Origin of the sequence: Corallococcus sp. AB018 (assembly GCF_003986945.1) — a bacterium.
In the GTDB taxonomy this organism is placed as follows: domain Bacteria; phylum Myxococcota; class Myxococcia; order Myxococcales; family Myxococcaceae; genus Corallococcus; species Corallococcus exiguus.
In genome coordinates this window covers 27,291-40,062 of sequence record NZ_RAWR01000029.1, presented here as the reverse complement: position 1 = coordinate 40,062, position 12,772 = coordinate 27,291, and the positions used below count along the sequence as shown (strand labels likewise).

At 70.4% G+C, this 12,772-nt stretch carries 9 protein-coding genes; 7 read left to right on the top strand and 2 right to left on the bottom strand.

The annotated features are described in order from the left end of the window. Positions 1-44: 44 nt before the first annotated feature. Both D7Y11_RS08920 and D7Y11_RS08915 read left to right on the top strand, forming a co-directional pair. The gene (locus D7Y11_RS08920; RefSeq protein WP_120575307.1) at positions 45-668 is read left to right on the top strand and encodes a DedA family protein; all 624 of its coding nucleotides are present in this window, start codon (positions 45-47) and stop codon (positions 666-668) included. 93 nt (positions 669-761) lie between these two features. Beyond that, positions 762-2,948 (top strand): hypothetical protein, encoded by a 2,187-nt coding sequence (locus tag D7Y11_RS08915; protein ID WP_126933481.1) that lies wholly within the window; start codon positions 762-764, stop codon positions 2,946-2,948. Here the strand turns inward: D7Y11_RS08915 and D7Y11_RS08910 are convergent. Next, entirely contained in the window at positions 2,945-6,094 is a 3,150-nt protein-coding gene (locus D7Y11_RS08910; RefSeq protein ID WP_120575305.1) for an ABC transporter substrate-binding protein, read from the bottom strand. The two genes, D7Y11_RS08915 and D7Y11_RS08910, sit on opposite strands and share 4 nt — an antisense overlap. 65 nt (positions 6,095-6,159) lie before the next feature. Here D7Y11_RS08910 and D7Y11_RS08905 point away from each other — a divergent pair, with 65 nt between their 5' ends. Then, complete coding sequence (locus tag D7Y11_RS08905) at positions 6,160-7,245, top strand: lasso peptide biosynthesis protein (protein WP_126933480.1); 1,086 nt, start codon at positions 6,160-6,162, stop codon at positions 7,243-7,245. On the opposite strand, the gene D7Y11_RS08900 is transcribed toward D7Y11_RS08905, so the two are convergent. Beyond that, positions 7,229-8,254 (bottom strand): arginine N-succinyltransferase, encoded by a 1,026-nt coding sequence (locus D7Y11_RS08900; RefSeq protein ID WP_120575303.1) that lies wholly within the window; start codon positions 8,252-8,254, stop codon positions 7,229-7,231. The two genes, D7Y11_RS08905 and D7Y11_RS08900, sit on opposite strands and share 17 nt — an antisense overlap. Positions 8,255-8,705: 451 nt before the next feature. On the opposite strand from D7Y11_RS08900, the gene D7Y11_RS08895 reads away from it, so the two are divergent. From D7Y11_RS08895 to D7Y11_RS08880, 4 genes are all read left to right on the top strand, one after another. Beyond that, positions 8,706-9,635, top strand: a complete 930-nt coding sequence (locus D7Y11_RS08895) for a polysaccharide lyase (RefSeq protein ID WP_306770427.1) — start codon at positions 8,706-8,708, stop codon at positions 9,633-9,635. Positions 9,636-9,724: 89 nt separating this feature from the next. Then, positions 9,725-10,537: a hypothetical protein gene (locus tag D7Y11_RS08890; protein WP_121752640.1), complete on the top strand. Its 813-nt coding sequence runs from the start codon at positions 9,725-9,727 to the stop codon at positions 10,535-10,537. After that, entirely contained in the window at positions 10,534-11,448 is a 915-nt protein-coding gene (locus tag D7Y11_RS08885) for a type VI immunity family protein (protein ID WP_169819625.1), read from the top strand. Before D7Y11_RS08890 ends, D7Y11_RS08885 begins: the two co-directional genes overlap by 4 nt. 28 nt (positions 11,449-11,476) lie before the next feature. Then, a complete protein-coding gene (locus D7Y11_RS08880; RefSeq protein WP_126933478.1) occupies positions 11,477-12,763 on the top strand; it encodes a TIGR04013 family B12-binding domain/radical SAM domain-containing protein in 1,287 nt (428 codons plus the stop codon). Positions 12,764-12,772: the final 9 nt, after the last annotated feature.

The following is a 12,772-nucleotide window of genomic DNA, read 5'->3' as shown; positions in this document are numbered from 1 at the left end:
AAGTCTCGCGCGGAGGGCTTCCGGGTCTGGAGGGCACCGCACGGATGTGGATCGAGCACGTCGACAAGCTGATTGGGGCGCTGGGGCCGTTCGGGTTCCTGGTGCTCGGCGTGGCGGCGATGCTGGAGTACGTGGTGCCGCCGTTCCCTGGGGACACCATCGTGCTCATGGGCGGCGTCTACGCCGTGCGCGGGGTGAAGCCGTGGTGGCTGGTGCTCGCGGTGGTGACGGCGGGCAGCGTGGTGGGCGCGTTCATCAACTACGCGGTGGGCCAGTGGCTGGCGAAGCGCTTCGAGGAGCAGCCGGGGCGCTCCTTCTTCGGGCTCACGCACGCGCGGCTGGAGCAGGTGCAGGCGCGGATGCGGCACGCGGGGCCGTGGCTGCTGCTGGTGAACCGGTTCCTGCCGGGCATCCGGGGCGTCATCTTCATCGCGGCGGGAGCGGCGCGCATGCCGCGCTTCAACGCGCTGGTGCTGGGCTCCATCTCCGCGCTGGCGCACAGCGGACTCATCCTGGCGCTGGGCATGGCGGTGGGCGGCAACCTGGAGCGGCTGACGGTGCTGGTGTCGCGCTACCAGTACGCGGTCATCGGGCTGCTCGTGGTGGCGGCGCTGGCGTTCGGTGTGCGGGCGCTGACGCGACGGCGTGAGTCGGCCGTGGAACCGTAGCGAGCCCGGTCGGGCATGAAAATGTGCGGGGACGACCCGCCAGGGTGGGGCGCACGTTGCGCGGGCCCGGGGTGGCGCGGTTGAGTCGGGGGCATGTCCCGCATCCGTGCTCGCTGGTGGCTGCTCCTGTTGCTCGCCCTGGTGGGAGGCTGCCGCTGTGGCGACGACCCCAACGTGGGCGGTGCGAGCGCCAGCTTCCGGTCGCAGGTCGAGGTCGTGGACTTCGGCCGGGTGCTGGAGGGCACGCAGGTGCGCCGTTCACTGACGCTGGTGGCCACCGGCCGCGCGGGCGTCACGGTGGACGCGGTGACGGACGCGCCCTTCTTCGTCGTCGTGTCCCAGATTGTCGTGGCGGGCAGCGGCACGGGCACCGTGGACATCCTGTTCTCCGCGGGCAGCACGCCGGTGGAGGGGGAGCTGGTGCTCACCGCGGGGCGCACCACGGCGAAGGTGAAGCTCACCGGCGTGGGCGTGCGTCCGCTGGCGTGCATCCCGCGGAGCGAGTGCCATGACTCGCGCTTCGACCTGGACTCCGGCCTGTGCATCGAGTCCCCGCAGGCGGACGGAGCGTCATGCATCCCCAGCAGCCGCTGTCAGGAGAACGGCCGCTGCCAGGCGGGCGTCTGCGCGGGGCAGCCGCGCACGTGCAATGACGACAACCCGTGCACGGTGGACAGTTGTTCGCCAACGCAGGGCTGCGTGACGGCGAACGTCGCGTGCCCGGTGCCGAGCAACCCCTGCAAGGTGGGCGTATGCGACCGCAACTCGGGCTGCAAGGAGGTGGACGTGGCGGACTTCAGCCCCTGCGGCGCGGTGAGCTGCAAGGCGGCGCGGGTCTGCCTTGGCGGCACATGCCGGTCGGTGACGCCGCCGGACGGCTTCGTCTGCGCGCCGGCCACGCCATGCCAGGATGAAGGCAAATGCAGCGCGGGCGAGTGCATGCGCCCGGACGCGGGAGACCTGGAGTCCATCTTCAGCGCGGAGCTGGGCGGGATGCCCGTCGCGGAGGACGGCGGACCGGTGCTGCTGGTGGACGATGGGACGGTCTACGCGTCGGTGTGCGGTGAGGACGCGGGCTGCTGGCTCGCCGCGTACACGGAGAGCGGACTGCTGCGCTACGAGTCGCCCTATGAGGACGAGGGCGCGAGGACGCTGCTCGCGGCGTCGGACGCGGGCGTGGTGGTGCTCGCGCCGGAAGCGCTGGAGGCATACGCGCCGCGAGGCGTGGGCGAGCTGCGCTGGCGCACGTCGCTGGCGTTCGCCGATGCGGCGCTGGATGGAGGAACCCCGGAGGTCGTGCCCGGCACAACGGGAGCGGGCAGGGTGGCGCTCACGAAGGAAGGGGACGTGCTGACGTACGTGACGTGGAGCGACGACGCGGGCACGGAGCCGCTGCGCTCCCGGCTGGTGTTGCTGAGCGCGGACGCGGGCGTGCCGCTGGCGATGGGGCCGGAGGAGGACGGCGGCGGAGCGGCGAGGCTCGCCGTGGACGACGCGCGCGGCGCGTACCTCTACACGCCGTGGGATGGCCGACTGGCCTTCACGGACCAGGCACCGGCTGCTCCGGTCACGGACGGCGGGACACTCATGGCGTTCGGTGATGCGCTCGAGGACGGAGGCATCGCATCACTGAGCCTCGAACCGCTCGATGCAAGTGTCCCAGGTGGAGCGTCGTCACTGGCGCTCGCATCGGGACGGTTGCTCGTAGGCACGCAGGCCTTCGTGGACACGGATGGAGGTGTGCTCACCGCGCTGGATTGGGACGCGGGCACACGCACGCTGTCGCCCCTGGCCGAGCCCGTGCTCATGTCCCCCGGAGGCGCGACCGGGCATGCGTTCGCGTTCGCGTGCGACCACACGGACGGAACTCCCTGCACCGGCGCGGAGCTGCGCACGGTGCTGCGCTCCTTCAGCTCCGACGACGGCCAGTTCCTCTCGGAGGTGGACGTGTTGCCCTCGCCGCTGCTGCCTGGTGCATTCCACGAAGCCGCGCTGCTGGAGCAGAACACCGTGGGCGTGCTCGCGGACGCGGAGCTGCCGAACGGTCAGCGCCAGGCGTGGCTCGAATGGATCGCCTTCGGCAACAAGCTCAATCAGTGCTCGCTGCCAGGCCGCGTGGAGGTGGCGGGCGCGGTGTTCGCCGGAGACCTGCTGCACGTGGCCCTGCGCCGTGACGGCGTCTGGATGCTGGAGTCCTATCCTCTCGGCGGACGCGCCGAATCCCGAGGCTGGCCCCAGCGCAATGGCAGCCCCGCAGGCACACGCCGCGCCGTGCCCTAACCGCCCGCGGCCGGGTCCACCCAGAGGTCCTCGAAGCGCACCTGCGGCGGTGTCTGGTGCAGCCGCAGGTTCTGCACGGAGGCCACCGCCACCGCGTGCGTGCGGTCGTGGTACAGCGGGATGAGCGGGCAGTCCTCGCGCGCCAGCATCTCCGCGCGCTTGTAGAGCTGCGAGCGCAGCTCCGGGTCGATGGACACGCGCGCCTCCGCCGTGAGCCGGTCCAGCTCCGGGTTGCGGTAGCCCAGCGGGTACACCGTCTGCGCGCTGGAGTTGAGCAGGAAGTGCAGGAAGGCGTCGGGGTCCGGGAAGTCCGCCAGCCACAGCGTGCGGAACGCCGGGACCTTCCCCTCGCGCAGGCGCGCCAGGTACTCCTCCGGCGGCATCTGCTCGTGGCGCAGCTCCAGCAGCCCCGCCTGGATCAGCGGACGGAAGAGCACCGCGTCCTCGGCGGACGTGTCGCGGCCCACCGCGTGGTGCAGGGTGAGCTGCAACCGCCGCACGCCCGCTTCGCGCAGGAGGCGCTCCGCCAGCGTCAGGTCCGGCACCGGCGTGGGCCCCAGCTCCTGTGCCCCGTCCAGCAGCTCCGGCGGCGTGAAGGTGCGGGCCGCGCGCGCGCCCGGGTGGAACTGCTCCACCACGCTCGGGATGTCCATGCCCGCGCGCAGCGCCCGCCGCACGCGCACGTCGTTGTACGGCGCCTCGTTCAGGTTGAGGCCCAGGAACGCCGTGGAGGGCGTGGTGCTGGTCACCACCTGATGCGCGTCCAGCCCATGCGCCTCCGTGTGCTCCACGTGCAGGAACGACACGAGGTCCACCTGCCCGTCCAACAACTGCCGCACCGCCTGCGGACGCGTCTCCGTGAGGACGAACTCCAACCGGTCCAGCAGCGGAAGCCCGCCGCGCCAGTAGGTGGCGTTGCGCTCCAGCACCATCCGGTCCGCCTGCATGCCCACGACGCGGAACGGCCCCGTGCCCACCAGCTTCCCCGTCGGGTCCAGCTTCGCCACCGCCGTGGCGGTCAGCGCCATGAGCTGGAGGAAGAACGCCTTGGGCTCGCGCAGGCGAATCTCCAGCGTGCCTTCGTCCAGGACCTCGATGCCCGTCACCTCGCGAGCCATTCCGCTGGCGTACTCGCGCGCGCCCTCCACGTCCTCCAGCAGGCTGCGGTCTGGCGAGCGCAGCGCCGGATCCATCAGCCGCTCCAGGTGGCGCTTCACGTCCTGCGCGGTGAGCAGGGCGCCGTCGTGGAAGGTGACGCCCCGGCGCAGGTAGAAGCGGTAGCGGCGAGCGGAAGGATCCGCGTCCCAGCGCTCGGCCAGGTCGGGCACCAGCATGCCGTCCTCCAGCCGCACCAGGCAGGAGAAGAGGCACGCCGTCAGCTCCGCCATCTGGTTCTCCACGGCGAACAGCGGATCCACCGTCTGCCGCGCGCGCAGCGAGCCCGACTGATGCAGGCCCACCCTCAGCGTGCCGCCCACGCGGGCCCGGGGCAGCTGGAAGCGGAACACCTCCGCCTCCAGGCTCGCCGTCTCGTGGCCCAGCTGGTCCACCGTGCGGTCCAACCCGTCGCCAATGCGGATGACCCGGCGCGCGTCCTCGCGCACCTGCGCGACTTCCTCACGGATGGACGCGTCGCCCCGGGTGAGCACCTGGTGCGCGGCGCGAAGTTCCTCGATGGCCGCGCTCAGGCGCATCACCGCTTCGGACAGGTCGCGGCCGGTGCGAGCCTGGGCCTCGGCCTTCTGGCCGGCGCTCTGGCCCACGCGCGACATCTCCTGAATCTGGCGCACCAGGTCCCGCGCGTTGCCGGACTGTTCGATGGCCATGCGCGTGATGTCCTCCACGCGCCGGGCCACGCGCTTGCTGGCCTCCACGACGGTGGCGCCCTGCGCCTCCAGCCGCTGCGTCTCCATCACCGTGGCCTCCACGGCGGCGAAGGTGCGCTGGGTGATGGAGCGGATCTCGCTCAGGGCCTCGGAGGCGCGGTCGCCCAGGGCCACGCCCGCGGTGGCCTGCTCGCGGCCCTCCTGCACCAGCGCCACGGCGGTCTCCACCGCGTCGCGGATGCCGGTGACCATGGTGCCAATCTCGCGCGTGGAGCGGGTGGTGCGCTCGGCGAGGCTGCGGATTTCGTTGGCCACCACGCCGAAGGGACGGCCGTGCTCGCCCGCCTGCGCGGCGATGATGGCGGCGTTGAGGGCCAGGAGGTTCGTCTGGTCGGCGATCTCCTGGATGACGTCCACGATGCGGCCAATCTCCAGCGACCGCGTGCCGAGCATCTCCATCAGCTCGGCCGCCTTGCGCACCGTCTCCTCCACCCGGTACATGCCCTGCACGCTGTCGCCCACCAGCGCCTCGCCGCGCTGGGCGGTGGCGGTGACGGCGATGGCCATGCTGTTGGTCTCCGTGGCGCGGCGGCGCACGGCGTCGATGCCGCCCTCCACCAGCGCGACGAAGTCCTCCGCCTCCGAAGCGAAGCGGCCCAGCTCGTCGCCGGACGCGGCGATGTGGGTCAGCCGCTCCGTCATCGCCTGGGTGAGACCGCTGGTGCGCTGGCTGAAGTCGTTGACGGTCTCCAGTCCGTCCACCACCTGGTGCAGCCGCTCGGTCATCTCCAGCAGGGCGCCCGTCGTCTCGTGCGCGAAGGTTTCAATGTGCTGCACGCGCTTGATGGCCACCTGGAGGCTGGTGCCGTTGCCGCCCACTGCGGTGAGCGTGCGCTCCACGGCGCCTCCCTGACGGCGCGCGGCCTCCAGCAGCATGCGGGCCTGCTCGCTCACGCCGTTGCCGGTGCGGTGCAGGTTGCTCGTCACGCGCTGCACCTGGGACATGGCCCGGCGCAGGGACAGGATGAGGCGGCGCAGGTCCTCCTGGCCCTCGAAGCCGGTGTGGATGGGCGTGGTGAGGTCGCCTTCCGCCAGCCGGGACATCAGGTCGCGCCGCTCGCGCCGCCGCATGGCCGCGAAGCGGAACCACGACAGGTAGCTGCCGATGAGCCAGAGGAACGGCACGCCGAGCAGCAGCACCGCCCACCCAGCCGTGTCATCCGGCTTGCCCGTCACCCAGAACAACACGAAGCCCAGGATGAGTGCGGAGACCAGGGCTGCCACCAGCCCGAACGAGAAGAGGTATCGTTTGGCGCCCATGGACGGGGTGGACGCTAACCCGCCTTCTCGCGCCGGTCCCAATTTCGACGCATGCTTCATGAGACATGAAGGCCCTCATCGCCATCGCCATGCTGGCGCTCCCTGTAAACCCCGCCAGCACGGGCCCCGAGGCCGGAAACCCGGCGCCGGTCCGCACGGAGGCGTCGCGGGCCCGGTTCATCTTCGCGTGGCGCGGCGTGCCGGTGGGTACGGTCACCCTGACGCTGGAGCCGGGGAGCTTCACGTATGACAGCGAGCACCTGCACCTGCGCTCGGGCCGTGCGGGCGTGCTGGGGCGCTCGGCCGTCATCCACGTGGACGGCAGGGGGCACATCACGGACACCGACCGCGAGCGCGACGTGATGCCCCAGGCGCTCTGGGTATGGCGGGGCCCTCCGCCCGAAGGGTGCGTGGAGGCCCGTGAGGAGTTGTCCTCCCCCACGCGCATCGGTCCTCACTGCGTCACGTCCCGCGGCCCCACGCGCGCCGAGGGCACGATGCTGGGGGTTGCCTTCCGGGCCACCTATGACCGGGAGGGCTGGCTCCAGGTGCTGGAGTTGGGGGACTCGCGCTTTACCCGGGCCACCCCCGGGGAACGGCTGAAGCCGCCACCGGAGCTCTTCTCGGACGGCCTGCCGGTGGAGGGAGACGCCCCGGGGTCCCTGGCGCTCGTCCCGGCTCGGAGGGACGGGCCACGCGCGCCGGCCGTCCCCCGGCGCCTTGAGGGCATGACGGAGTGGACGTCCGCGGCGGCGCGGGCCCTGTCCGCGAAGGTGCACGCCGCCTTCCCGGACAAGGGGCCCTCGGAGGCGGACTGGAACCGGGGCGGGGAGGGCGAGGCCGGAGGCTGCCTGGCCCACGCCCTGCGCTACGCGTCCCTGGCGCGCGAGAAGGGCCAGCGGGTGGGGCTGGTGCACGGGCTGTTGGTGGTGGACGGCGGCCCCGCCCGGCCGCACGCCTGGGTGCGGGTGGCGCTGCGGGGCGGCGGGACGCTGGATTTGGACCCCACGTCCCTGGACCCCGTGCGCCCGGACACGCACCTGGCGCTGGCGCTGGTGCCGCCAGAGGGCCCCGCCCTGGAGGCCGGGGAGCGCTGGCTGTCGCTTCTGCGCGGAGCCTTCCGCGTGGTGCGCGCTACTCGAACGGAATGACGGACAGCTTCGCGCCGGGCTTCACTTCCAGGATCTCCTTGGCGCGAGCGGGCAGGTGGATGACGGTGTTGTCCAGCCGGGCCTGGCAGCGCACGGAGCGGAAGCGGTTGCGGCCGGATTCGCGCTCGACGGCGACCAGCACGTCGTCTCCCACCAATTCGAAGTCCTCTTCCGCCAGCTTCATCGTGCGGTAGCGGCGCACCAGGGAGATGTCCTCCGTATTCGCTTCGAAGTGCGGTCCGCCGTCGAACGGGTCGATGCGCTCCACGTACCGGAAGCCCACCCGCTCCAGCATCCGCTGCACGCCGCGCGTGGCCGGGCCCACTTCGCCCAGCACCTTCTGCACGCGGTCCGGGAAGAGCGACGCGTAGATGTCCGACGCGGGGAACAGCTCCTTGATGAACTCCTTGTTCTGGCGGCTCAGCCGGTCGGCCTCCAGGTAGGTGAGCCCGGTGAACTTCTTCCCGCAGGCCTCCCACAGGAGGCTGCGCCCGTCCGGGAGCAGCGGCGGCAGGAGCTCCGCCAGCACGCGCGGCCGGAACAGCCGCCGGTGCATGGAGATGAAGAGGAAGCGCACGAAGGACAGCTGCTTGCCGGGCTTGTCCGGCGTCGCGCGGTAGGGCGGGTCCACCACCAGGCCGCCAATCTCCGTGGGGCCCTCGTAGTTGTACGCGATGGACAGCACCTTGTGCCGCAGGTGCCGCTCCAGCGAGGCCGAGTAGTGCTCGCGCTCGCTCACCTCATAGTAGATGTGTGGCGCGTCGTACGTGCCGTGCTGGGCGATGATCATCGACGTGCCGATGATGAGGCTGTTGCGCACGTCCTCCAGCACGAAGAGGTACTCGCGCTCGAACGGGTCCTTCACCTTGCCGGCGAAGCTCTTCACCGACTTGTCGATGATGGCCTCGAGCGTCTCTTCGTTGTTCGGCAGGTTGACCGTGTTCAGCACCGCGGCAAGACGCTTCAGGCCGGGCAAATCGGTTTTCTGGACGTCTCGCAGTACGAGCATGGGGCACACGGATGAGCGCCCCGGGAAGGGAGCGCCGGAAGGGCCCGTGACCTTACACCACGCCCCCGTCCCGTCAGCCCCCTGGATGCTCCCCTGTCAATGACGCGTTGCGTTCAGGACATCGCTCCGCCGTCCGCTCGGTGGGTACGGGCGGCCCGCCCCCGACGTGAAACATGTCTCAATCCAGGAGAGGGCCTGCCTGGTTGCATGCTGTGTTGTCAGGCGTCTGGGAATGGTTTGGCGAGGGAATGAAGACAGGGAATGATTGCTGCCAACCTTTGTCGAAGTTTGACATCAAAGCACCCAGTCTTCCCCCTCCCCCAAGGATTCAGCATTGAAAGCACTGCACCTCTGGCTCGTGGTTGTTCTGCTCCCGAGCCTCGCTGCGGCGGAAATCGTCTGGCGGGGCGATTTCGAGACGGGAAACCGTTCCCAATACAGCAAGGAACAGATGGTGAGTTCGGACCGGCTCCAGGTGGTGACGAGCCCGGTGTCGGAGGGCAAGTACGCGCTCAAGGCCACGGTGAAGCAGGGCGATGATCCCATCAACTCCAGCGGCAACCGCAACGAGCTCGTCTATCTGAGCAACGAGAAGGTGGGCTCGGAGTACTGGTACCGCTGGAAGGTGATGTTCGCGAACGACTTCCCCAGCGTGGACGCGTGGCAGCTCTTCACGCAGTGGCACCACGACGGGTGCTGCGGGTCGCCGCCGGTGGAGTTCTTCGTGAAGGGCGAGGTCATCCGCCTGACGCTGAACGACAGCGGCACGGTGTGGAGCACGGCGCTCAAGCGCGGCGCGTGGCAGGAGTTCATCTTCCACGTGAAGTGGTCCCCGGACGCGTCCGTGGGCTACGTGGAGCTGTGGCACAACGGCGTCCAGGTGCTGAAGAAGACCCAGGCCAAGACGATGTTCGCTGGCCAGAACAACTACCTGAAGCTGGGCCTGTACCGGGACGACACCATCAAGCCGGTGGGCGTCGTCTACCACGACGGCATGATCCAGGCGACGACCCGCGCGGACGTGTTCCCGGTGGTGCAGCCGGATCCGGACCCCGTGGTCGATGCCGGCACGCCGGTGGACGCGGGCACGACCGTGGACGCGGGCTCGCCGCAGGACCCGGACCCGGTGTTCGACGCGGGCAGCCCGGTGGATCCGGATCCGGTGGTGGATGCGGGCTCGCCCGTGGATCCGGACCCCGTGGTGGACGCGGGCACTTCCGTGGACGCGGGCACGAACACGGGCGTGAAGCCGTCTCCGCTGGACGAGAGCGAGGGCGACGCCAACTTCCACGGCGGCTGCTCCGCGAGCGGTGGTTCGTTGGCCGCGTTCTCGCTGCTGGGCCTGCTGGGCCTGATGTGGGCTCGCCGTCGCCGGAGCTGAATCCGTAGGTGAAGGACCCTCCCGCTCCGGTGTGTCCGGGGCGGGAGTCGGGTTGAAGGAGCCCGCGCATCCATGCGAGGAGGCTCGGCATGACTCCTCCCCGTTGGATGTGGTGGCTGTGCTGCCTCTTGCTGTGGACCGCGTGCGCGGGCCCGGAGATGCGCAGGCACCGGAGCTACTCCCAGATAGCGGTGGACTCCGCGACGGCGGGGGGTCTGCGCAATTCGGCGTGCGCCGCCCAGGTGGGACAGGACGCCATCCTGCCGTGGCTGACCCGCGCGGCGGCCCGGGCAGGTCAGGCCGCGGCGGTGATGCGCCTGTGGGAAGCGGCGGAGGTGGCCCGCGTGGAGCGCGTGCTGGTGGAGTGCGCGAAGCGGGCGAACTTCGACGTGAACGAACGGATGTTGGGGCCCGGAGGGCGGACGACTCGCGCGATCTGTGAGGAGAGGGTGGTGGACGCGAACGGCCGTGAGATGACGCGCGCCGTGCAATTGGGGAATGCGAAGCACGAGGCGGCTCTGGCGTGCGTGCAGCAGGAACTGGGCGGCACGGACGCGGGACGGTTCAGCCTGGAGCCGCGCTACCTGCGCGATACGAAGACGGGCCGGACGCGTTGGTTGGATCCGGAGGAGGTGGCGCGCTGGCTGGCCGCAGGACAGTTCTTCCTGCTGACGGGGACCATCGCGCCGGATGTGGTGCTGCACGCCTTGGGGAACCCGCTGAATGTCCAAGCCGTCTACGACTTCAAGTTCCCGTGCCCGGTAGGCAACTTTCCTAGATGGGATCCCTATCCTGACGGGCACCCCTTCGCTTCAAAGGATCAGGGCGAGATCTATCAGCAGATACTCAAGAGTGAGGGGGCACCCCAGCTGGTGTCTCCCAACTTTGGAGTTACGCCATGAGCGGGCGAGTCCCAAGGATTCGTGAAGACATCGACATCGACGGCCAGTGGGTGGCCCTTGTGCGGGAGGGGCTCAGCATCGCGTTCTACATGCGGCAGCCCCACGAGTTGATGGCCCCGGCCGTGTTGCGAGCACTGGAGCGTTACCGTCAGGCCATCAGCCCGCGCCAGCCTGGCTGGTACGTGGACTCCTCGGGGGACTGGCAGCCGGTGGACGCCGCAGGCGAGGCTGTCGTCCGGCAGCGGCTGCTGGCAACCTCTGCACTGGTCGAGCTGATCGAGCGCCCCGACTCCGTGACCGGCGTCGCTTTCAAATACCAGGGGCGGAGCAAAGCGGTGGCTGGCTTCGAGAATGAGGAGCGGGAGAGTACCTGCGCTCTGGAGTTCAGGCTGCCCATCGAGTTCCTGGACGAACGCGGGCCGGAGTGGATCCGCTCATTCGCCATCGACCTGGGGAGTGAGCTGCCATGGAGCTCAGGGCACGCTGGGCTCTCGCTTGAAGTGGGCGCCTGGCCCCGGACCCTTACGTCGCGCCTGCGTGAAGTGACCCGGCGTCACCCGGGCTTCGACCTGAACCGGTTGGGCAGCCTGTCCCTGTACCTGGGCACGAAGCTCCGCCCCCCCGCGTGGCTCAACTTCCTGGGCCCGCCCGTGCTCAACGAGCTGGGCGGAGCGGAAGCACTTCGGTCCCGGTTGCACTCACCTTCAACCAAGGTCGAATCCCTGTCCCCGGACCGCGCCGTGGTGTCCCTGGGCCCCGTCCCCGAAGCTGGGGACCTGGAGGCCGGTGACACACTGCCCGCGTACCGCGAGCTGGCCCGCGTGCTGGAACCCTGGCTCTACGTGCACCAGGGCGAATGGGGCCTCTTCCCCGAAGCCGAGGTCCGGCAGTGGGAGCGCCGCTTCCTCTGACCGCGCTGTGGCATCATCCGCGGTCGTCATGTCGCAGACGCCTCGCAAGGTCTCGCTCGTCCTGAGCTACCAGTACCCCGGCAAGTACGCCTTCACCGTGCTCGCCGGCGCCGTGGAGGCGGACCCCGCGCTCGCGGACGTGTCGATGCACTTCCCTCGCAACCGCGAGGACCTGCTGACCACCGTGCGCGAGCGCGCGGACGCGGGCGACACCGTCGTCGCCGCGTGGTCCTTCTACTCCGCCAGCTTTGGCCCCTCCGTGGAGGAGCTGAACTGGGTGCGCGAACGGCTGGAGGGCCGCGACGTCCTCTGCATCGCGGGCGGGGTGCACGCCACCGCCGAAACGCTCCAGACACTCCAGGCCGGCTTCGACCTCATCGCCGTGGGCGAGGGCGAACACATCCTGCGCGCCCTGCTGTCCCGCGTCCTCAAGGGCGAGGACCCACGCACCACGCACGGCACCGCGCACCTCAAGGACGGCAAGCTCGTGCAGCACGGCCACGGCGAGGGCGTGCGCCTGGACGACTTCCCTCCGTTCGCCGCGAAGAACGTGAAGTTCGGCGCCATCGAAATCACCCGCGGCTGCATCTACGCCTGCCGCTTCTGCCAGACGCCCTTCATGTCCAAGGCGCGCTTCCGGCACCGCACCGTGGCCAACATCGCCCACTGGGCCCGCGAGCTGCGCCGCGCGGGACGGCGCGACCTGCGCTTCATCACCCCCACGTCCCTGTCCTACGGCACCCCCAACGAGACCGTGAACCTGGCCGCAGTGGAGGAACTGCTCGCCGCCGTGACGGAGGCCATGGCCCCTGACGGGCGCATCTACTACGGCACCTTCCCCTCGGAGGTGCGCCCGGAGCACGTCACGCCGGAGTCCCTGGCGCTGCTCAAGCGCTACGTGGCCAACGACAACCTCATCATCGGCGGTCAGTCCGGCTCCGAGCGCATCCTCCAGGCCACCCGGCGCGGCCACGACGTGGAGACCGTGGTGCGCGCCGCGCGGCTCGCGGTGGAGGGCGGCTTCGTGCCCAACGTGGACTTCATCCTGGGCCTGCCCGGCGAGGAGCCCGCGGACGTGGACGCCACGCTGGACCTCATGCAGCGGTTGTCCGACCTGGGCGCCCGTGTGCACGGCCACACCTTCATGCCGCTGCCCGGCACGCCGTACCGCGACGCAGCCCCCGGCCGCATGGACGAGCGCACCCGGCAGCGGCTGGACTTCCTCGCGTCCCAGGGCCGCCTGTATGGCCACTGGAGGGCGCAGGGTGTGCTCGCGGAAGGCATCGCCGCTCGCAGACAGCCGCGCGCCCGCTAGCCGCGGGCG

Coding starts and splice junctions, on each gene's coding strand:
- D7Y11_RS08890 (WP_121752640.1), top strand. CDS start 9,725: ATGACTCCTCCCCGTTGGATGTGGTGGCTGTGCTGCCTCTTGCTGTGG.
- D7Y11_RS08905 (WP_126933480.1), top strand. CDS start 6,160: ATGAAGGCCCTCATCGCCATCGCCATGCTGGCGCTCCCTGTAAACCCC.
- D7Y11_RS08895 (WP_306770427.1), top strand. CDS start 8,706: ATGGTGAGTTCGGACCGGCTCCAGGTGGTGACGAGCCCGGTGTCGGAG.
- D7Y11_RS08885 (WP_169819625.1), top strand. CDS start 10,534: ATGAGCGGGCGAGTCCCAAGGATTCGTGAAGACATCGACATCGACGGC.
- D7Y11_RS08915 (WP_126933481.1), top strand. CDS start 762: ATGTCCCGCATCCGTGCTCGCTGGTGGCTGCTCCTGTTGCTCGCCCTG.
- D7Y11_RS08920 (WP_120575307.1), top strand. CDS start 45: ATGTGGATCGAGCACGTCGACAAGCTGATTGGGGCGCTGGGGCCGTTC.
- D7Y11_RS08880 (WP_126933478.1), top strand. CDS start 11,477: ATGTCGCAGACGCCTCGCAAGGTCTCGCTCGTCCTGAGCTACCAGTAC.
- D7Y11_RS08900 (WP_120575303.1), bottom strand. CDS start 8,254: ATGCTCGTACTGCGAGACGTCCAGAAAACCGATTTGCCCGGCCTGAAG.
- D7Y11_RS08910 (WP_120575305.1), bottom strand. CDS start 6,094: ATGGGCGCCAAACGATACCTCTTCTCGTTCGGGCTGGTGGCAGCCCTG.